Origin of the sequence: Bacillus sp. FSL K6-0268, assembly GCF_038005425.1 — a bacterium.
Lineage (GTDB): Bacteria > Bacillota > Bacilli > Bacillales > Bacillaceae_G > Bacillus_A > Bacillus_A thuringiensis_S.
On the sequence record NZ_JBBOTF010000001.1, the window covers coordinates 5,207,474 to 5,226,005 of the forward strand.

The window sequence follows — 18,532 nt, forward strand, 5'->3', positions numbered from 1 at the left end:
GCCATGGCTCAAATGACAATGATTCAAGCAATCACTGATGCTTTACGCGTTGAAATGAAAAATGATCCTAACGTACTTGTATTTGGTGAAGACGTTGGTGTAAACGGCGGTGTATTCCGTGCTACTGAAGGTTTACAAGCTGAATTTGGTGAAGATCGTGTAATGGATACTCCACTTGCAGAGTCTGGTATTGGTGGACTTGCAGTTGGTCTTGCACTTGAAGGATTCCGTCCAGTTCCAGAAATCCAATTCTTCGGTTTCGTTTTTGAAGTAATGGATTCAATTTCTGGTCAATTGGCTCGTATGCGTTACCGTTCTGGTGGACGTTGGACTGCTCCAGTAACAGTTCGTTCTCCATTCGGTGGTGGTGTTCATACTCCTGAACTACATGCTGATAGCTTAGAAGGATTAGTGGCTCAACAACCTGGTCTAAAAGTTGTTATTCCATCTACTCCATACGATGCTAAAGGTCTTTTAATCTCTGCGATTCGTGACAACGATCCAGTTATCTACTTAGAGCATATGAAATTGTACCGTTCATTCCGTCAAGATGTACCAGAAGGCGAATACACAATTGATTTAGGTAAAGCTGATATCAAACGTGAAGGTACAGATGTATCTGTTATCGCTTACGGTGCTATGGTTCACGCTGCATTAAAAGCTGCTGAAGAACTTGAAAAAGAAGGTATCTCTTTAGAGGTTGTTGACTTACGTACAGTTCAACCATTAGATATCGAAACAATCATCGCTTCTGTTGAAAAAACAGGTCGCGTAGTTGTAGTTCAAGAAGCTCAAAAACAAGCTGGTATTGCAGCTAACGTTGTAGCGGAAATTAACGACCGTGCAATCTTAAACTTAGAAGCTCCAGTTGTACGTGTTGCAGCTGCTGATACAGTATTCCCATTCTCTCAAGCAGAGAGCGTATGGTTACCAAACCACAAGGATATTGTTGAAGCTGTAAACAAAGTAATGAACTTCTAATTTTTAGTTTTTCATGTGCAAAAGAAATCAGCACATGCTGGTTTCTTTTGTACATATTCCATAATAATGAAATGAATCAGGGGGCTGAATTCCGTGGCATTTGAATTTAAACTACCAGATATCGGTGAAGGTATCCACGAAGGTGAAATCGTAAAATGGTTTATTAAACCAGGCGATGAAGTAAATGAAGACGATGTACTTCTTGAAGTACAAAATGATAAAGCAGTAGTAGAAATCCCTTCTCCTGTTAAAGGTAAAGTACTTGAAGTACTTGTAGAAGAAGGAACAGTTGCAATCGTAGGAGATACATTAATTAAATTTGATGCTCCTGGATACGAAAACCTTAAATTTAAAGGTGACGATCATGATGAAGCTCCAAAAGCTGAAGAAGCAGCAGTAGAAGCTCCAGCAGCGGAAGCTACTCCAGCAGCAACTGCAGAAGTAGTAAATGAGCGCGTAATCGCTATGCCATCTGTTCGTAAATACGCTCGTGAAAAAGGTGTAGACATTCATAAAGTAGCTGGTACTGGTAAGAACGGCCGTATCGTAAAAGCTGACATCGATGCATTTGCAAATGGTGGACAAACTGTAGCAGCAACTGAGGCTCCAGCAGCAGTAGAAGCTACTCCAGCAGCAGCGAAAGAAGAAGCACCAAAAGCACAACCAATTCCAGCTGGTGAATATCCAGAAACTCGTGAGAAAATGAGTGGTATCCGTAAAGCGATTGCGAAAGCAATGGTTAACTCTAAACACACAGCTCCTCACGTAACATTAATGGATGAAGTTGATGTAACTGAGCTTGTTGCTCACCGTAAGAAGTTCAAAGCAGTAGCAGCTGACAAAGGTATTAAATTAACTTACCTTCCATACGTTGTTAAAGCTTTAACATCTGCATTACGTGAATACCCAATGTTAAACACTTCTTTAGACGATGCATCTCAAGAAGTAGTTCATAAACATTACTTCAACATCGGTATCGCAGCTGATACAGACAAAGGTCTATTAGTACCAGTTGTTAAAGATACAGATCGTAAGTCTATCTTCACTATTTCTAACGAGATCAACGATCTTGCTGGTAAAGCACGTGAAGGTCGTCTAGCTTCAACTGAAATGAAAGGTGCTTCTTGCACAATTACAAACATTGGTTCTGCAGGTGGACAATGGTTCACTCCAGTTATCAATCACCCAGAAGTAGCAATCCTTGGTATCGGCCGTATCGCTGAAAAACCAGTTGTGAAAAATGGCGAGATCGTTGCAGCTCCAGTATTAGCATTATCTCTAAGCTTTGACCATCGTTTAATTGACGGCGCAACAGCTCAAAAAGCGTTAAACCAAATTAAACGTCTATTGAATGACCCACAATTATTAGTAATGGAGGCGTAATAACAATGGTAGTAGGAGATTTCCCAATTGAATTAGATACAGTCGTTGTTGGTGCAGGTCCTGGTGGATACGTTGCGGCAATTCGTGCAGCACAATTAGGTCAAAAGGTAGCAATTATTGAAAAAGCTAACCTTGGTGGCGTATGCTTAAACGTTGGATGTATTCCTTCAAAAGCGTTAATCAATGCAGGTCATCGTTATGAGAATGCAATGCATTCTGATGACATGGGTATCACTGCAGAGAACGTAAAAGTTGACTTTACAAAAGTTCAAGAATGGAAAAACGGCGTAGTTAAGAAATTAACTGGCGGTGTTGAAGGCCTTCTTAAAGGTAACAAAGTTGAAATCATTCGCGGTGAAGCTTACTTCGTAGATGCTAACACATTACGCGTTATGACTGAAGATGCAGCTCAAACTTATACGTTTAAAAATGCTGTTCTTGCAACTGGTTCTACACCAATCGAAATTCCAGGATTCAAATACTCTAAACGTGTTATCAACTCTACAGGTGCTTTAAGCTTACCTGAAATTCCTAAAAAACTTGTTGTAATCGGCGGCGGTTACATCGGTATGGAATTAGGTACTGCATATGCTAACTTCGGTACAGAAGTTACTGTAGTAGAAGCTGGCGACGAAATCTTAGCTGGTTTCGAAAAAGCTATGAGCTCTGTTGTTAAACGTGCTCTACAGAAAAAAGGTAACGTAAATATCCATACAAAAGCTATGGCTAAAGGCGTTGAAGAAACAGAAACTGGCGTAAAAGTTAGCTTTGAAGTTAAAGGTGAAATCCAAACTGTAGAAGCAGATTACGTATTAGTAACTGTAGGTCGTCGTCCAAACACTCAAGAAATCGGTCTTGAGCAAGTTGGAGTTAAAATGACTGACCGCGGCATCATCGAAATCGATGAGCAATGTCGTACAAATGTACCAAACATCTATGCAATCGGTGATATCGTTCCTGGACCACCATTAGCTCACAAAGCTTCTTACGAAGGTAAAGTAGCTGTAGAAGCAATTAGTGGCCATGCATCAGCTATCGATTACATCGGAATTCCTGCAGTATGCTTCACTGATCCAGAATTAGCATCTGTTGGTTACACTAAAAAACAAGCTGAAGAAGCTGGAATGACTGTAACTGTATCTAAGTTCCCATTCGCTGCTAACGGTCGTGCATTATCATTAAACAGCACTGACGGTTTCCTACAACTTGTAACACGTAAAGAAGATGGTCTTCTTGTAGGTGCTCAAGTTGCAGGTGCAGGTGCTTCTGATATTATCTCTGAGATTGGTTTAGCTATCGAAGCTGGAATGACAGCTGAAGATATCGCTCAAACAATCCATGCTCACCCAACATTAGGTGAAATCACAATGGAAGCAGCTGAAGTTGCTCTTGGAATGCCAATTCACATTGTAAAATAATTTAAGTAATGTAAATAGCCCCTCTCTTATTGTAAGAGAGGGGCTATTTTTATTTTCATCAAATGACTTGCAAGGTCTTTAAACGTACTTGTCGAATGAATATATAATACTTTAACAAATGATTTAGGCGTAACTTACTTCAAAGGTAATATATATCATCCTATAATATGTAATTGATTCAAACTTAACCCCATATATTAATAAAATAGAGCATGTCAAAGGAGAAGGTTCCATGAAAATATTACATGTTATATTTTATCATTTACTACTATGGAGTGGCTTTTCCACTGTATTAACATTATCGAATGGTGATAAGTTTCATTATAAAGTTATTCTTTTTTTCGTATTCCTGTATTTAGCCTATGTAATAGCATATTTTGTATTACACGTAAGAAAGCAAGCTTTATTTCTTACATGTTCGAATTGTATACTATTTTTAATCATATTATCTATTTTTTAAATTAACGTTTATAAAAATACATTGTTCTTCCATTAAATAATTGTAACTCTCCTTCTAATTTCTTCGCTAAAAAACGGCAAAATTCATTCGCTTTCCCTTTGTCACCATATGTTGCATTAGGTGGTAAAGAAACTTGGATGAAAGATTGTTCATTTTCTATACCAACACCAATATAAATTGAGTCATACCGGTCGTGATTGGATTGAAGTTTTAATGTTGTTGTAGATGTATCTAAAATTTCATAAGGAAAAGCGGTATTTGTATACGTGTAATTAATTTGGGCCCCAGTTTTAGAAGTAACTGTTTTATAATAATGAAAAAGTTGTTTTATATCATCTACTGAAACAGATTGTTGATTGGATTTAGGTACAAGCGTAATAAAGGCATGTTGCATATAACTTCCCCCCTAACTTAGTAGAATACTATCATTCTACATCCTACTGAATTTTTTGACAATTAAAAGGAGTATTACATGTTTTGTTTAATATACTAGTAATGAAACGTGATGTAGAAAGGTGGAAACCAATGTTTGAAAAATTGTATGATGAGCATGAAAGTGTGAAGGTACGATTTTTAGGGTTTATGACACATGATACACGTTATGATTTTGGTGTTATTTATACAAATATGTTTTTTGGAAAGCCGCTCATTGTTTGTATGCAAACAGGAAGGTCTACTTTACTCGGACGAGATGATGTAGAGAATGTTCAATATATACAGGAGATTTTTAAATTAGGATCAGAAGAGGAAGCGAAGGAGTTAGCTCAGTTTTTCAAATTTCTTGTTCCGTCAACTTCTTTACATGCGGAATATGAAGAATAATTAGTGTGAAACAGTCGTACTTATAAATATGGCTGTTTTTTTATTTGAATATCGCATACTAATTTAAATTTAAAATATTTAATGTGTTATACTAAAAACCTATTGACGTAAAAAGTATAACATATTAAAATAAAGACAGAAAGTTAAGCGGTTACAAAAAGTTTTTGGGATTATAAACTTAGGGGGAAATGAAAAATGGGAACAATCGTATGTCAAGATTGTGAAGGTACAATTGCACACTTCGAAGATGAGAAAGTAACGGTACTTTACGGGAAATGTGGATCTTGCGGATGTGATCACACAGAGCATACAAAAGCCCAATAATTGATAGGAAATGGACAGCTAAAAGTTTTTAGGACCATAAACTTAGGGGGAAATGAAAAATGGGAACAATCGTATGCCAAGTATGTGAAGGAACAATCGGACATTTTGAAGATGAGAAAACGACGGTACTTTACGGAAAATGTGGAACAAATTGTGACTGTGCTAGAAAAGATAATGCGAAAGCTTAATGATAAATAAATAGATTACTATTAAAACTCAGGGGGAAATGAAAATGGGAACAATCGTATGCCAAGTATGTGAAGGAACAATTGGACATTTTGAAGATGAAAAATCAACAGTACTATACGGGAAATGTGGATCTCATTGCGAATGTGACCATAAAGAACATACAAAAGCTTAATAATAAGAAAAAGCGCCTACATGTGTAGGCGCTTTTTTAATAAATTGTAGTTGTATGGCCAACTGTTGCAACGATTGCATCATCTCTAATTGGAATAAAGCTTATGGATGTCTGTGGTGTACTAGAAGAAGCGTATTGGCTCATTATACGGCTATCGATACGGGTAATAGTATCGGTCAAGAAAGCTGAAATAAAAGCGTAAGGGACTCGTCGTTCATTTAATGAATAAATAATTTCTTCTTTTGTTTTTACACCTACGCCATGTCCGTAAAAAAAGAAATTTCCTAAATAGATTGTGTTTTCTCCTTGCCACTCAATCGTAGCTGGATTCACTTGTGGGTTTTTAAAGTAAACGAGGTCACCTGGAACAAGATCGCCACCGGTTTTTGTTATGAGCCTTAGATCTTGATCGTAGTCCCATGTATAAAGTAAAAGGTTTGCAAATAGACGATTGAAAGTTTCTTCCTCATACAATGATAATAAAGCTTTATAAAAAATAATGATCATAGCGGTTGCACATTCAGTTCCATATAGTTTTCCGTTTTTGAAAATATCTTGTATGGCAATAGAAGGTGGTATGTTTGGAAGAAGCTCGAATCCTCCAAGGGATGTTCTTTTCCAATACTGGGGGTTGCAAAAGGATTGTTGAAATGTGCGAAACTGAAATCCACTTTGAAAAAGTTCTAGTGCAGAGATAATAATATTAACTCGTAAATTGAGATCAAAGCTGAGTTCATCAGCTGTTCGGAAGGAATAAACTTCTTGATTTCCTGCCATTATTGATAAAATTTGTTGTTTCTCTGCTGCAAATGGCTCATATTCATTTGTAATATAAGGATGTACAATAGAACGGCCTATTACAATCATAATAGTATCCCCACCTATACGTTACATTCTTTAGTATCGTATGAAGAATAGGAAAAAAGGTGAAAAAAAAGCCTATCAACTGATAGGCTTGTACTCTTTAATAACACGTAATGTTTGTAATGTCATATCTTCAGGACCTTGTACAGGTAAACCTGCTTCTAAGTTTTTACGAATATACTCTAAGTTTTCTTGTGTAATAATTTCCCCCGGAGTAAAGATTGGAATCCCTGGCGGATAAACCATAACAAAATCAGCTATAATACGACCCGCTGCATTTTCAAATGGAATGACTTCTGTTTCCGAATAAAAAGCATCTCGAGGAGAAAGTGCTAGCACTGGAATTTCTGGAATCTCTACTTGTACTTGAACACCTTTATCTGCCCTATTTCTAAATGTTGCTGCTAAATCTTGTAATGCTGCAATAAGTGTATTTGTATCACTTTCTGTATCTCCCAAAGTGATAAGACATAGTATGTTGTATAAATCTGAGAGTTCTACTTCAATGTTATATTTCTCTCTAAGCCATACTTCAGCTTGGTGGCCGGTAATACCTAAATCTTTTACAGATACAATTATCTTTGTAGGATCATAGTTAAAGGTAGCATCTGTACCTAACATTTCTTTTCCAGGACAGTAAAGATGCTCAATAGAATTTATAGCATCACGAACATGTTCAGCTAATTGTATTGTTTGTTCTATGAGTGCTGTTCCTTCTGTGGCAAGACGTTTTCTGGCAACATCAAGTGATGCTAACAAGATGTAAGAAGTTGATGTAGTCGTAAGCATGCTAATAATAGATTGGACATGCTTTACATTCACCAAGCCTTCTTTCACATTAAGAATAGAACTTTGAGTTAAAGAGCCTCCTAATTTGTGGACACTTGTTGCTGCCATGTCTGCACCAGCTTGCATCGCCGACATCGGCAATTTATCGTGAAAATGAATATGAACACCATGAGCCTCGTCGACTAGTACAGGGATGTCATAAGAATGTGCTAATTGTACAATCTGTTCTAAGTCTGCAGCAAACCCAAAGTACGTTGGATTAATAACAAGTAAGCCCTTTGCATCTGAGTGCTCTTCAAGTGCTTTTTTGACAGATTGAATTGTGATTCCATGAGAAATACCGAGCTTCGGATCGATTTCAGGATGCATGAAAATCGGTTTTGCACCTGAGAAAATAATAGCTGACATTACTGATTTATGCACGTTTCGTGGTACTAGGATTTTGTCACCAGGACCGCAAACGCTCATCACCATTGTCATAATAGCGCCACTTGTACCTTGAATAGAAAAGAAAGTATGATCTGCACCGAATGCAGCGGCTGCTAAATCCTGTGCTTCTTTAATCATACCTTTTGGATGATGTAAATCATCGAGTGGCGCAATATTAATTAAGTCAATTGCTAATGCATTATGCCCAATAAATTCGCGAAATGTAGGATCCATGCCCTGTCCTTTTTTATGACCAGGAATATGGAATTGAATTGGATTTCGCTTACTGTGCTCAACTAAAGCGGTAAACAATGGTGTTTCGTATTGGGACAATCTATACACCCCTTCTTCTTCATAATATTTAGTATAATTTGTTTTATATAATCCTGCTCTAAAAAAGGTAAGTCTTTTTTAGAATGAGGCTTGTTTTTCTGCCATTCAAAAAATCGTTTTTGAGATGGTAGCTTCACTTTATTTTCTATAAAACAAAAGCATTATATCACCAATAATTATAGATGTATAGAAAAAAATGTTTTTAAGGTGAGTATGTTTAATAGTTAGCCTCAACTAATGAATAGAGGAAGACAATTCCATTAAAATGAATAAATAGTGTATAATGCAGAGTGGCTATAATGAATAATAAAATATTCTCTTTAAGATAGCATAATGAAACAAGAAGAAATGATAAATGAGGTGCGAAATGGAATATCAATATCCGTTAGATTATGATTGGTCAAATGAGGAAATGGTTACAATTGTGAAGTTTTATGAAGCGATTGAGAAAGCTTATGAAAAAGGAATTATAAGAGAAGAATTAATGGGTTTATATCGTCGTTTTAAAGAGATTGTTCCATCGAAAGCAGAAGAAAAGAAAATTGATAAAGAGTTTCAAGAAGTAAGTGGATACTCTATATATCGTGCTATTCAAAGGGCAAAGGAAGTTGAAGAACAAAAGGTTGTAAAAATATAAAAATATTTTGAAAAATAAAAACTGAAGTGATATAATGTGATAACAACTAAAAACGGACAATATAAATTGTCCGTTTTCTACTATCGATTACAAAGTGCATATAAAGGAAGGAGTGGTTGCATCGTAGATTCAATCTTAGCAAGGAATTGTTCGTTGGTCATTGCTGAAAACTCCTCTGGTGATATATGAATACCAACTAATAATTCTGCTTTTTTTACAGTAGCTAGTCGTTCAATCATCTTTTGTAAGTCTTCGGTTTCAAGTGTTTTATGTAATTTCACACTTGGTTTAGTATGGTCAATGGACCAAACGAAGTCATTTGGAATATTTGTTTTTAAATCATTTAAATGTTCTAAGAAGGCATGAGCCGTCTCAACTTTTTGTGGACACTCATAGATTAAACCAAAGTATATGAAGGCATGAGTACCCCATAAGCCGATTTGGAAATGCGGTAGCATTTTATATCCTCGTTTATTTGTTGAAAAAGCAACCCAAGTATCGTTTGGTGGATTGACTTTCCGTCGTGCGTGTTTTGCAACATGATAAAAAAAGTTCTCATCAGTGTGTTTGGATAAGTATTCTGCAAATTGTTCCCCTAAAGCTTCTAGCTTAGGATGAATGTTCGTTTTAATTGCACTCATTCGTTCTTCGAGACCATCAACTGTAAAGACATCAAAATCAGTTGACTTGAATGTTTGTATTGTCATGATTGTTCCTCCAACTCCTATTTTGCTTTTATTTTAGCATAGCTTGTACTATTCATAAAAAAAACAGCACAAAAAAATTAAAATAAAAAATATAATTTTGTTGCATAGATGATTTATCCAACATAGTATAGTATAAAACAAAAAATCAGAAAATTTAATTAATTCTAGTCCGAGGGCAGACGAATATTGGGAGGAGGCAAATAATATGAGACAGGTGATTAATGCGTTAAAGAGAACAGATGCCGAAAAGAGAATACCGGTGCTACGTTTGGAGCTAGATTATGAATTAGCAACTTTATATGATGCGATGATGGAAGATGATAAACAGAAAAAAGAAGAGTGTGTACAAAAGTTAGAAGTGTTAAGACTTGAAATGATTCGTTTAGAAGCGTAATAATAGTATATGTATAAAAAATTAGTTGGTGCGAACCTTATAAAGGGTTCGTTTTTTCTGTGAACAGTATAGATCGGAGTGTTTAAACATGCAAGAAGTATGGAAAGACATCGATGCACACGCCAAACGGTGGATTCGGGATGCAGGAGAGCATTTGATGGCATCAATGAAAAAAGCACTTATTATAGAAACAAAATCAAATGCAGCTGACTTAGTTACAAATATGGACCGAGAGATAGAACGGTTTTTAATTGGGAAAATTAAAGAAACATTCCCGAATCATAATATTTTAGGAGAAGAGGGTTATGGAGACGAGATAACGTCTTCTGGCGGGGTTGTTTGGTTAATTGATCCAATTGACGGTACGATGAACTTTGTTCATCAAAAAAGAAATTTTGCGATTTCAATTGGTATTTATGAGAACGGTATCGGAAAGATTGGACTTATTTATGATCCAGTGCACGATGAACTATATCATGCAGTCAAGGGATCCGGAGCTTTTTGTAATGATATATCAATTCCTCCATTGGAAAAAGGAACTGTAGAGCAAGGTATTGTAGCTTTAAATGCGATATGGCTTACAGATAATCCATTGCTTAATATGGAAAGTATGATGGCACTTGTTAAGAAAGCAAGGGGCACGAGATCATATGGCTGTGCAGCACTAGAGATGATATACGTTGCAACAGGAAGAATAGATGCATATGTAACGCCGAGATTATCACCATGGGATTTTGGCGGAGGACAGATAATTGTAGAAGAAGTTGGAGGTAAGGTGACGACATTCTCTGGAGCGCCACTTTCTATCATAGAGAAGAGCAGTGTGTTAGTTGCAAAACCAGGAGTGTATGAAGAAGTGTTATCGTTTATATTAGAGCAACAAAAAAAGTAAGAGGCTGTGTATAAGCTTCTTACTTTTTAGCGTTATTGTGATTTGCGCATTTTTCTTTTTGTTACAAAACCGTACCCAACTGCAACAAATGTGCCGATAATGCAAATAATAATACCGATTGGACTATTTTCAGCAATCATAATGCCGATACCGATTAAGAAAATAACACCGATAATTGCGGTTAATAAAAAGCGATATTGAATGTGTTCCATTTCTTCACCCTCCAATCTCATTTTACTTTCACAAAAGTAAGAATACAACTATATTTTCATTCTTGCTTTTATTTTAATTGCTATTGTATCCCCTTCGCTCTTATAATAGAGAAGGATTAAAAAGACATTAGGAGTTGGACATGTTGAAAAAACGACAAGATTTACGTAATATAGCAATTATTGCCCACGTTGACCATGGTAAAACAACACTTGTTGACCAGTTATTACGTCAAGCGGGGACTTTCCGTGCGAACGAACACGTTGAAGAACGCGCAATGGATTCAAATGATCTAGAAAGAGAACGCGGTATTACAATTTTAGCAAAAAATACAGCGATTCACTATGAAGATAAAAGAATTAACATTTTAGATACACCAGGTCACGCTGACTTCGGTGGAGAAGTAGAACGTATCATGAAAATGGTTGATGGTGTTTTACTTGTTGTTGATGCATATGAAGGTTGTATGCCACAAACACGATTTGTTTTAAAGAAAGCTCTTGAGCAAAACTTAACTCCAATCGTAGTTGTAAACAAAATTGACCGTGACTTCGCTCGTCCTGATGAAGTAGTTGATGAAGTAATCGACTTATTCATTGAGCTTGGTGCAAACGAAGATCAATTAGAGTTCCCAGTTGTATTTGCATCAGCAATGAACGGAACAGCAAGCTTAGATTCAAACCCAGCAAATCAAGAAGAGAATATGAAATCATTATTCGATACAATTATCGAACATATTCCAGCACCGATTGATAACAGTGAAGAGCCACTTCAATTCCAAGTAGCACTTCTTGATTACAACGACTATGTTGGACGTATTGGAGTTGGACGCGTATTCCGCGGTACAATGAAGGTTGGACAACAAGTTGCTTTAATGAAAGTTGACGGAAGTGTAAAACAATTCCGCGTAACGAAATTATTCGGTTACATTGGATTAAAACGTCAAGAAATCGAAGAAGCAAAAGCTGGGGACTTAGTAGCCGTTTCTGGTATGGAAGACATTAACGTTGGTGAAACGGTATGTCCGGTTGAGCATGAAGATGCGTTACCATTACTACGTATTGATGAGCCAACACTACAAATGACGTTCCTTGTAAATAACAGCCCATTTGCAGGTCGTGAAGGTAAATACATTACATCTCGTAAAATTGAAGAGCGTCTTCGTTCACAATTAGAAACAGATGTAAGTTTACGTGTAGATAATACAGAGTCTCCTGATGCGTGGATCGTATCTGGACGTGGGGAACTACATTTATCTATCTTAATCGAAAACATGCGTCGTGAAGGTTATGAATTACAAGTATCTAAGCCAGAGGTAATCATTAAAGAAGTTGATGGCGTAAGATGTGAACCTGTAGAGCGCGTACAAATCGATGTACCTGAAGAATACACTGGTTCTATTATGGAATCTATGGGTGCACGTAAAGGTGAAATGTTAGATATGGTGAATAACGGAAACGGTCAAGTGCGCCTTACTTTCATGGTTCCAGCACGTGGTTTAATTGGTTACACAACAGAATTCTTAACATTAACTCGTGGTTACGGTATTTTAAACCATACATTCGATTGCTACCAACCAGTACACGCTGGACAAGTTGGTGGACGTCGCCAAGGTGTTCTAGTTTCACTTGAAACAGGAAAAGCATCACAATACGGTATTATGCAAGTTGAAGACCGTGGTGTAATCTTCGTTGAACCAGGTACAGAAGTATATGCTGGTATGATTGTTGGAGAACACACTCGTGAGAACGACTTAACAGTTAACGTTGTGAAAATGAAACAACAAACTAACATTCGTTCTGCGACGAAAGATCAAACTTCAACAATGAAGAAACCACGCCTAATGACTTTAGAAGAATCATTAGAGTACTTAAACGATGATGAGTTCTGTGAAGTAACTCCAGAATCAATTCGTCTGCGTAAAAAGATTCTTGATAAGAGTGAGCGCGAAAGAGCTGCTAAGAAAAAGAAATCGGTTGAAGCGTAAAAACAAAAAAACAACGACCTTTATAAAAGGTCGTTGTTTTTTATTTTGTTTATTTTTTAGAATATTTACTCTTTTTTGTGGACAGTATTTTTTTTGCGAGTTACTCTTGTATTAAGTGTATAAAGAAAATTGTATTTTACTGCTAGGGGGGAAGAGTGTGTTAGAAAGGATGTCTTTTTTTGCAAAATTGTGTAAGGTAGATGAAAATCCAGAGTTAGGAATGTGGTTACTTTATGGGACGATTATTATATTAAGTGCTCTCGTCTATAATTTAGGGTTTGCTAGAAAGTTGTCTGTACTTAAAAATATTGTGATATACATATCATTAGCAATTGGATGTACAGTATTAACCTTTTTTGCTGTATTTTTACCCGTTGGAGAAGGACTTGTTGTAGCAGCAATTGTACTTGGGATTTATAGATTACGTTTGCGTCAAGCGAAACAACAAAAAGCAGGATGAGGAAGGGGGAGTTTTTATGCGTTCAGTACAAGATGCACTATATAATTGGTTAACAATTAAAACAGTTGCTGAAGCACGTCCAGATGATAGTGCTGCAAAAGAAACGTATTTGTTATTTCAAAATATGATATATGAAGAACATAAATTAAAAAATGTGGAAGTCGAAAAGAACGAGGAGATGTATTTAATTACATACGAAATAAATGGAGAACGGAAATCTGCAAGGTTTCCGTTAGAAGCCATTGATTGTTTTTTGGATCAGATGAATCGTGAACCAGAAAAATATAAATAAGTCCTTATCTATATGAGTAAGGACTTATTTACATTTTACCAATCATCTTCGATTTTTTTATCACGATATAATCGGAAATTACCACTTGCATGACGTTCCATTGTACGCTCTGCAATTCGTTCCGAACATTCCATGCACATATATGTATGAATAGGGCGATTACGCAGTTTTTTTGCCATAGGATTTTCATCATCTAACATATCTTTTTTATCACAAATCATACATTTGACTCTCATTTCGTCACCTCAATACGAATTCTATCAGTATAAGTATATCATGGAAGTATAATGTTTTTGAATAATAGTGGGAAAAAATAATATTTTCGCAATTCAAAAAATAAGTTATGATAAGGATATACCAAGTATGTTTGGAGGTGAAAATATGGCGAATGTAGTAGAGCCTACCTTAACAGAGGGTTTAGTACAAACGTTGCGTAAAGAGTGTATTGTTATGATAGCAACGACAGATTTCGAAAAACAAGTTCCTAACGTAAGTGCTATTTCTTGGGTGTATGCAGTGAGTAAAACTAGTATTCGATTTGCAGTAGATCAACGTTCACGTATTGTGGAAAATATACGGCATAATACAGGTGTGGTATTGACTATAATGGCGAATGAATCCGTATTTTCCATAAGTGGTGCAGGTGAAATTTTGACAGATAGAATGGAAGGTATTTCTTTAAAATTAACTGTAATAGAAGTAAATGTGCAAGAAGTGCGTGATGTTATGTTTTATGGAGCGAAACTTGCAATTGAACCAACATATGAAAAAACATATGATCTTCGGGCAGCGAAAAAGCTGGATAACGAAGTGCTAGTAGGGATAAGAGAATTATAAAGATGCTAAATAAGAAATTCGTTTATTCACTTTTGTAATCGGTTATTGTGATTTAACGTTAATAATTATAATAAAAGGTAATATATTGAATAGAAATGAATAAAGAATAAATAAAAGGTTTAATGACTATGATTTTCGATTCTACCTCGTTTACACGGTACATATAATTATAACAATGGTTCGTCCATATTTTATGGATGAAACCCTTGTTCTACAAATTTAAAAGTGGAGTCAGGGGGTAACAGGTTGGATAAAATTTATGTGTTAGATACGAATGTACTTTTGCAGGATCCTTTATCTATTTTTTCATTTGAAACCAATGAAGTAGTGATTCCAGCAGTTGTATTAGAAGAGGTTGATTCGAAAAAACGTTATATGGATGAAGTAGGACGAAACGCTCGTTATGTATCTAAGTTAATAGATAAATTTCGTGAAATAGGAAAGTTGCATGAAAGTATCCCGCTAGAAAACGGCGGAACATTTCGTATTGAATTGAACCATCGTTCATTTGTGCAACTACAAGATATTTTTGTAGAAAAAACAAATGATAATCGAATTTTAGCTGTAGCAAAAAATCTATCTTTAGAAGAACAGGAAAAAGAGGACGGGAAGTCTGTTATTTTAGTAAGTAAAGATGTACTCGTAAGGGTAAAAGCTGATGCAATTGGTTTGAAGGCTGAAGATTATTTAAGTGATCGCGTAATTGAAGTAGAAAATATATATTCTGGCTTTTTAGAAGGATATATATCAAAAGAACAATTGGATTATTTTTATGAGAAAGGTGAATTGCCTCTATCTGAAATTGCGAATCATCCTTTTTATCCAAATCAATTTGTAGTAATGAAAGATGCATTGGGGGGCTCTAGTTCTGCGCTTGGCATCGTGGATCACTTAGGTAAGAAGGTAAAGAAACTTATTTTTCACAATGAACAAGTGTGGGGGATACGACCACGAAACGTGCAGCAAATCATGGGATTAGAATTGTTGCTTCGTGAAGATATTCCGCTTGTAACGTTAACAGGGAAAGCCGGCACAGGAAAAACGTTACTTGCATTAGCTTCGGGACTTATGCAAACAGAAGACTTAGGGTTATATAAAAAATTACTCGTTGCAAGACCAATTGTCCCAGTCGGAAAAGATATCGGTTATTTACCAGGAGAAAAAGAAGAAAAGTTAAGACCATGGATGCAGCCAATTTTTGATAACCTAGAGTATTTATTTAATACGAAAAAGCCAGGAGAGTTAGATGCTATTTTAGCTGGAATGGGTTCAATTGAAGTAGAAGCCCTTACTTATATACGCGGGAGAAGTATTCCAGATCAGTTCATTATCATTGACGAAGCACAAAATTTAACAAAGCATGAAGTGAAAACGATACTAACTAGGGTAGGGGAAAAGAGTAAGATTGTATTGATGGGAGATCCTCAGCAAATTGATCACCCATACTTAGATGAATATAATAATGGCTTAACGTATGTTGTAGAGAAGTTTAAAGAACAGCGCATTAGTGGTCATGTGAAGTTTGTTAAAGGGGAGCGATCTAATTTAGCTCAACTAGCAGCAGATTTATTGTAAAAAGGAGTGAGCTTAAGCTCACTCCTTTTCTTTAAATAATTGTAAATTTACGGATGTTCCGGATTGGATTTTGTCGATTAGATCCATCATTGAAATAGAGATGAACAGGTCCGTCTTCTTTTAATGGTTTTCCTTCTTTTGAAAAGCCTAGTATAGCATTTTTGACAGTTTCTAATGGAAGTGTCATTGTATGATCTACCGTTTCAATTTCAACTTGCGTAGTGCCCTCTAAAATTTCAGCGTTAGCAAGGAATGGATGAAATGGTATACCAAATGTTCCAGTAATCAGCTGTTCTTTTTTATATTTCTTCACACTTTGTTGTATCGGCGGGAAGGCAGCACCATTACGAATTTCGCGATCCCAATGTTCTGAAGTGTTTTTTAAATAAGTTTCTAGTTCAGACGTGTTTTCTCTAGTTTCATCAAAGTAAGTTGTCAAATCTACTTTTCGATCATCAAAAATCCAAACAGTTGGATCAATAGTGATTGGAAAACGTACTTTTCCGTTAATAAATAAAATTTCGCTCATTGTTCTTCCCCCATTTGTGTTATACTCCCACTTTTCAGTATAATAGTATTAGACACTGTTGTCACAAAAAATGTTTCTATTGCAATTTATGAAAACTATCGCTAATATTAATAGATAGGATAGAGGAGAGTAGGACGGAAACGGAGGGAATCAATTTGGCGTCTGAGACAGTAGCAAATCATCAGGAAAAGGCACTAGCCCTTCTACAAGCGGATGCAGAGAAGATTTTAAGACTTATTAAGGTGCAAATGGACCATCTTACAATGCCGCAATGTCCATTATATGAAGAAGTGTTAGACACACAAATGTTTGGACTATCCCGCGAGGTCGATTTTGCAGTTCGCCTTGGTCTTATTGCAGAAGAACAAGGGAAAGCAATGTTAGGTGAGCTCGAACGTGAGTTATCTGCACTTCATGAAGCGTTTACAAACAAACAACAATAACGGGTTCAAATAAGGGGGCTCAAACTAAATTAGTTTGAGCTTTTTATTTGTATAATAAAGCAGGAAGAATCAATGTACATATGGAATACAACAATAATTAAATTGAAACAGAAAGAGGAAATGAAATGAAAAAAGTATGGAAATCAATGGATTATTCATTGGTACTTCCTCTTGTTATCTTATGTGTGCTGGGAGTTATAATGGTATATAGTTCTAGTTCCATTGTTGCGATTTCGAGATTTGATAAACCAGCAAATTTCTTTTTTAAAAGACAATTAATTACTTTAGTTGTTGGGACAATAGTATTAATAATTATTGCTACTATCCCATATAAAGTTTGGAGAAAACGAATTTTTTTGTTGGGGAGTTACGGTGCTAGTGTTGCCTTATTAGCTGCAGCTGCTTTTTTCACTAAGAAAGTAAACGGTGCAAACGGGTGGATATTTGGAATACAGCCTGCAGAATTTGTTAAGATAACAGTTATTCTCGTCTTAGCTCATTTCTTTGCCAAAAGACAAGAAACGAATACACCTGTTTCCAAAGGGTCAGGTCCAGTACTTATTGGTGTTGGTATAATCATGTTTTTAATATTAAAGCAAAATGATTTAGGTACTGATTTGTTAATTGCAGGAACAGTAGGAATTATGTTTCTTTGTTCGGGAGTACAGGTTAACTTATGGATTAAACGAATTGCTTTAACTTCTATAGTATGGATTCCAGCACTATATCTGCTTGGTAATTATGCATTAAATCCATATCAAAAGGCACGTTTTTCTGTTTTCCTTGATCCGTTTAATGATCCTCAAAAGGATGGATTTCAATTAGTGAATTCATTTATTGGAATCGCTTCTGGAGGGCTTAATGGTAGAGGATTAGGGAATAGTGTACAAAAATATGGTTATTTACCAGAACCGCAAACGGATTTTATAATGGCAATTATATCTGAAGAACTTGGTTTTATAGGTGTAGCTATCATTTTAATCTGTTTATTACTAATTATTATTCGGTCATTTAGAGTTGCACAAAAGTGTACAGATCCATTTGGAAGTTTAATAGCTATCGGAATTGCAAGCTTGTTTGGAGTTCAAACGTTTATTAATGTTGGTGGTATGTCTGGGGTAATACCACTTACCGGAGTACCATTACCGTTTGTCAGTTACGGTGGTAGTTCTTTATTAGCTAATCTACTTGCGATGGGGATACTACTCAATATTGCTAGTCACGTGAAACGACAAGAGAAACAACAGAATGGATTAATGAAAGAAAAAGAACAAAATGGACCACATCTTGTAGTTGTAAAATAAAAAACACATTGTGCTTTAGAGCATAATGTGTTTTTTATTTTTAAGTAGTTTTAAATGTGATGTATTAATATATATTTCAGTTAAAAGATATATCACATTAA

25 protein-coding genes are annotated in these 18,532 nt (G+C 35.8%); 18 read left to right on the forward strand and 7 right to left on the reverse strand.

Annotated elements, in window-relative coordinates; translation table 11 throughout:
* Positions 1–3 precede the first annotated feature (3 nt).
* The 4 genes from pdhB (at position 4) to MHI28_RS27335 (ending at position 4,242) form a co-directional block, all read left to right on the forward strand.
* Positions 4–981 carry a pyruvate dehydrogenase complex E1 component subunit beta gene (gene pdhB / locus MHI28_RS27320; RefSeq protein WP_000068163.1) on the forward strand — a complete coding sequence of 326 codons (978 nt, stop codon included), beginning with the start codon at positions 4–6 and terminating at the stop codon, positions 979–981.
* Positions 982–1,074: 93 nt separating this feature from the next.
* Entirely contained in the window at positions 1,075–2,364 is a 1,290-nt protein-coding gene (gene pdhC, locus MHI28_RS27325) for a pyruvate dehydrogenase complex dihydrolipoyllysine-residue acetyltransferase (RefSeq protein ID WP_340828345.1), read from the forward strand.
* 5 nt (positions 2,365–2,369) lie between these two features.
* The gene (lpdA, locus tag MHI28_RS27330; RefSeq protein WP_000260104.1) at positions 2,370–3,782 is read left to right on the forward strand and encodes a dihydrolipoyl dehydrogenase; all 1,413 of its coding nucleotides are present in this window, start codon (positions 2,370–2,372) and stop codon (positions 3,780–3,782) included.
* Positions 3,783–4,014: 232 nt separating this feature from the next.
* On the forward strand, positions 4,015–4,242 hold the full coding sequence (locus tag MHI28_RS27335) for a hypothetical protein (RefSeq protein WP_000697469.1): 228 nt from the start codon (positions 4,015–4,017) through the stop codon (positions 4,240–4,242).
* A gap of 1 nt (position 4,243) precedes the next feature.
* Here MHI28_RS27335 and MHI28_RS27340 read toward each other — a convergent pair whose 3' ends face one another.
* Positions 4,244–4,636 (reverse strand): DUF1885 family protein, encoded by a 393-nt coding sequence (locus MHI28_RS27340; protein ID WP_001163316.1) that lies wholly within the window; start codon positions 4,634–4,636, stop codon positions 4,244–4,246.
* 131 nt (positions 4,637–4,767) lie between these two features.
* Here MHI28_RS27340 and MHI28_RS27345 point away from each other — a divergent pair, with 131 nt between their 5' ends.
* The 4 genes from MHI28_RS27345 (at position 4,768) to MHI28_RS27360 (ending at position 5,749) form a co-directional block, all read left to right on the forward strand.
* Positions 4,768–5,064, forward strand: coding sequence for a DUF3055 domain-containing protein (locus MHI28_RS27345; protein WP_000462038.1), 297 nt, complete (start codon positions 4,768–4,770; stop codon positions 5,062–5,064).
* A 195-nt stretch (positions 5,065–5,259) separates the two neighbouring features.
* Positions 5,260–5,388 (forward strand): GapA-binding peptide SR1P, encoded by a 129-nt coding sequence (locus tag MHI28_RS27350; protein ID WP_000536778.1) that lies wholly within the window; start codon positions 5,260–5,262, stop codon positions 5,386–5,388.
* 59 nt (positions 5,389–5,447) lie between these two features.
* On the forward strand, positions 5,448–5,576 hold the full coding sequence (locus tag MHI28_RS27355) for a GapA-binding peptide SR1P (protein ID WP_000536803.1): 129 nt from the start codon (positions 5,448–5,450) through the stop codon (positions 5,574–5,576).
* 44 nt (positions 5,577–5,620) lie between these two features.
* A complete protein-coding gene (locus MHI28_RS27360; protein WP_000536796.1) occupies positions 5,621–5,749 on the forward strand; it encodes a GapA-binding peptide SR1P in 129 nt (42 codons plus the stop codon).
* A gap of 36 nt (positions 5,750–5,785) precedes the next feature.
* Here the strand turns inward: MHI28_RS27360 and MHI28_RS27365 are convergent, their stop codons facing one another.
* Together MHI28_RS27365 and speA are read right to left on the reverse strand one after the other, a co-directional pair.
* Positions 5,786–6,616 carry a protein-glutamine gamma-glutamyltransferase gene (locus MHI28_RS27365; protein WP_000635339.1) on the reverse strand — a complete coding sequence of 277 codons (831 nt, stop codon included), beginning with the start codon at positions 6,614–6,616 and terminating at the stop codon, positions 5,786–5,788.
* A 75-nt stretch (positions 6,617–6,691) separates the two neighbouring features.
* A complete protein-coding gene (gene speA / locus MHI28_RS27370) occupies positions 6,692–8,164 on the reverse strand; it encodes an arginine decarboxylase (RefSeq protein ID WP_000084903.1) in 1,473 nt (490 codons plus the stop codon).
* A 367-nt stretch (positions 8,165–8,531) separates the two neighbouring features.
* Between speA and MHI28_RS27375 the strand changes: the two genes are divergently transcribed.
* Positions 8,532–8,801 (forward strand): UPF0223 family protein, encoded by a 270-nt coding sequence (locus MHI28_RS27375; protein ID WP_000456553.1) that lies wholly within the window; start codon positions 8,532–8,534, stop codon positions 8,799–8,801.
* An 80-nt stretch (positions 8,802–8,881) separates the two neighbouring features.
* Here the strand turns inward: MHI28_RS27375 and MHI28_RS27380 are convergent, their stop codons facing one another.
* The gene (locus MHI28_RS27380; RefSeq protein ID WP_000155316.1) at positions 8,882–9,508 is read right to left on the reverse strand and encodes a YktB family protein; all 627 of its coding nucleotides are present in this window, start codon (positions 9,506–9,508) and stop codon (positions 8,882–8,884) included.
* Positions 9,509–9,713: 205 nt separating this feature from the next.
* On the opposite strand from MHI28_RS27380, the gene MHI28_RS27385 reads away from it, so the two are divergent.
* The gene (locus MHI28_RS27385; protein WP_001250164.1) at positions 9,714–9,902 is read left to right on the forward strand and encodes a hypothetical protein; all 189 of its coding nucleotides are present in this window, start codon (positions 9,714–9,716) and stop codon (positions 9,900–9,902) included.
* 88 nt (positions 9,903–9,990) lie between these two features.
* Entirely contained in the window at positions 9,991–10,794 is an 804-nt protein-coding gene (locus MHI28_RS27390; RefSeq protein ID WP_001158709.1) for an inositol monophosphatase family protein, read from the forward strand.
* A gap of 32 nt (positions 10,795–10,826) precedes the next feature.
* Here MHI28_RS27390 and MHI28_RS27395 read toward each other — a convergent pair whose 3' ends face one another.
* Entirely contained in the window at positions 10,827–11,006 is a 180-nt protein-coding gene (locus MHI28_RS27395) for a DUF5325 family protein (RefSeq protein WP_000400123.1), read from the reverse strand.
* Between the two features lie 140 nt (positions 11,007–11,146).
* Between MHI28_RS27395 and typA the strand changes: the two genes are divergently transcribed.
* The 3 genes from typA (at position 11,147) to MHI28_RS27410 (ending at position 13,743) form a co-directional block, all read left to right on the forward strand.
* On the forward strand, positions 11,147–12,991 hold the full coding sequence (gene typA, locus MHI28_RS27400) for a translational GTPase TypA (protein ID WP_000914761.1): 1,845 nt from the start codon (positions 11,147–11,149) through the stop codon (positions 12,989–12,991).
* 157 nt (positions 12,992–13,148) lie between these two features.
* Positions 13,149–13,451 carry a YlaH-like family protein gene (locus MHI28_RS27405; protein WP_000893662.1) on the forward strand — a complete coding sequence of 101 codons (303 nt, stop codon included), beginning with the start codon at positions 13,149–13,151 and terminating at the stop codon, positions 13,449–13,451.
* A gap of 16 nt (positions 13,452–13,467) precedes the next feature.
* Complete coding sequence (locus MHI28_RS27410) at positions 13,468–13,743, forward strand: hypothetical protein (protein ID WP_001258138.1); 276 nt, start codon at positions 13,468–13,470, stop codon at positions 13,741–13,743.
* A 35-nt stretch (positions 13,744–13,778) separates the two neighbouring features.
* Here MHI28_RS27410 and MHI28_RS27415 read toward each other — a convergent pair whose 3' ends face one another.
* Positions 13,779–13,979 (reverse strand): YlaI family protein, encoded by a 201-nt coding sequence (locus tag MHI28_RS27415; protein ID WP_002082250.1) that lies wholly within the window; start codon positions 13,977–13,979, stop codon positions 13,779–13,781.
* A gap of 145 nt (positions 13,980–14,124) precedes the next feature.
* Here MHI28_RS27415 and MHI28_RS27420 point away from each other — a divergent pair, with 145 nt between their 5' ends.
* Positions 14,125–14,580 carry a pyridoxamine 5'-phosphate oxidase family protein gene (locus tag MHI28_RS27420; RefSeq protein WP_000024600.1) on the forward strand — a complete coding sequence of 152 codons (456 nt, stop codon included), beginning with the start codon at positions 14,125–14,127 and terminating at the stop codon, positions 14,578–14,580.
* 246 nt (positions 14,581–14,826) lie between these two features.
* Positions 14,827–16,155, forward strand: a complete 1,329-nt coding sequence (locus MHI28_RS27425; protein ID WP_000358083.1) for a PhoH family protein — start codon at positions 14,827–14,829, stop codon at positions 16,153–16,155.
* Between the two features lie 31 nt (positions 16,156–16,186).
* Here MHI28_RS27425 and MHI28_RS27430 read toward each other — a convergent pair whose 3' ends face one another.
* Positions 16,187–16,684 carry a hypothetical protein gene (locus tag MHI28_RS27430; protein ID WP_001289815.1) on the reverse strand — a complete coding sequence of 166 codons (498 nt, stop codon included), beginning with the start codon at positions 16,682–16,684 and terminating at the stop codon, positions 16,187–16,189.
* A gap of 155 nt (positions 16,685–16,839) precedes the next feature.
* Between MHI28_RS27430 and MHI28_RS27435 the strand changes: the two genes are divergently transcribed.
* Positions 16,840–17,127, forward strand: a complete 288-nt coding sequence (locus tag MHI28_RS27435) for a YlaN family protein (RefSeq protein WP_000135694.1) — start codon at positions 16,840–16,842, stop codon at positions 17,125–17,127.
* A 125-nt stretch (positions 17,128–17,252) separates the two neighbouring features.
* Positions 17,253–18,431, forward strand: a complete 1,179-nt coding sequence (locus tag MHI28_RS27440; protein ID WP_000758416.1) for an FtsW/RodA/SpoVE family cell cycle protein — start codon at positions 17,253–17,255, stop codon at positions 18,429–18,431.
* The last annotated feature ends 101 nt before the right edge of the window (positions 18,432–18,532 follow it).

Coding starts and splice junctions, on each gene's coding strand:
- MHI28_RS27395 (WP_000400123.1), bottom strand. CDS start 11,006: ATGGAACACATTCAATATCGCTTTTTATTAACCGCAATTATCGGTGTT.
- MHI28_RS27365 (WP_000635339.1), bottom strand. CDS start 6,616: ATGATTGTAATAGGCCGTTCTATTGTACATCCTTATATTACAAATGAA.
- MHI28_RS27430 (WP_001289815.1), bottom strand. CDS start 16,684: ATGAGCGAAATTTTATTTATTAACGGAAAAGTACGTTTTCCAATCACT.
- MHI28_RS27350 (WP_000536778.1), top strand. CDS start 5,260: ATGGGAACAATCGTATGTCAAGATTGTGAAGGTACAATTGCACACTTC.
- MHI28_RS27375 (WP_000456553.1), top strand. CDS start 8,532: ATGGAATATCAATATCCGTTAGATTATGATTGGTCAAATGAGGAAATG.
- MHI28_RS27415 (WP_002082250.1), bottom strand. CDS start 13,979: ATGAGAGTCAAATGTATGATTTGTGATAAAAAAGATATGTTAGATGAT.
- lpdA (WP_000260104.1), top strand. CDS start 2,370: ATGGTAGTAGGAGATTTCCCAATTGAATTAGATACAGTCGTTGTTGGT.
- MHI28_RS27340 (WP_001163316.1), bottom strand. CDS start 4,636: ATGCAACATGCCTTTATTACGCTTGTACCTAAATCCAATCAACAATCT.
- MHI28_RS27345 (WP_000462038.1), top strand. CDS start 4,768: ATGTTTGAAAAATTGTATGATGAGCATGAAAGTGTGAAGGTACGATTT.
- MHI28_RS27440 (WP_000758416.1), top strand. CDS start 17,253: ATGAAAAAAGTATGGAAATCAATGGATTATTCATTGGTACTTCCTCTT.
- pdhB (WP_000068163.1), top strand. CDS start 4: ATGGCTCAAATGACAATGATTCAAGCAATCACTGATGCTTTACGCGTT.
- typA (WP_000914761.1), top strand. CDS start 11,147: ATGTTGAAAAAACGACAAGATTTACGTAATATAGCAATTATTGCCCAC.
- MHI28_RS27390 (WP_001158709.1), top strand. CDS start 9,991: ATGCAAGAAGTATGGAAAGACATCGATGCACACGCCAAACGGTGGATT.
- MHI28_RS27355 (WP_000536803.1), top strand. CDS start 5,448: ATGGGAACAATCGTATGCCAAGTATGTGAAGGAACAATCGGACATTTT.
- MHI28_RS27380 (WP_000155316.1), bottom strand. CDS start 9,508: ATGACAATACAAACATTCAAGTCAACTGATTTTGATGTCTTTACAGTT.
- MHI28_RS27420 (WP_000024600.1), top strand. CDS start 14,125: ATGGCGAATGTAGTAGAGCCTACCTTAACAGAGGGTTTAGTACAAACG.
- MHI28_RS27360 (WP_000536796.1), top strand. CDS start 5,621: ATGGGAACAATCGTATGCCAAGTATGTGAAGGAACAATTGGACATTTT.
- MHI28_RS27410 (WP_001258138.1), top strand. CDS start 13,468: ATGCGTTCAGTACAAGATGCACTATATAATTGGTTAACAATTAAAACA.
- MHI28_RS27335 (WP_000697469.1), top strand. CDS start 4,015: ATGAAAATATTACATGTTATATTTTATCATTTACTACTATGGAGTGGC.
- MHI28_RS27385 (WP_001250164.1), top strand. CDS start 9,714: ATGAGACAGGTGATTAATGCGTTAAAGAGAACAGATGCCGAAAAGAGA.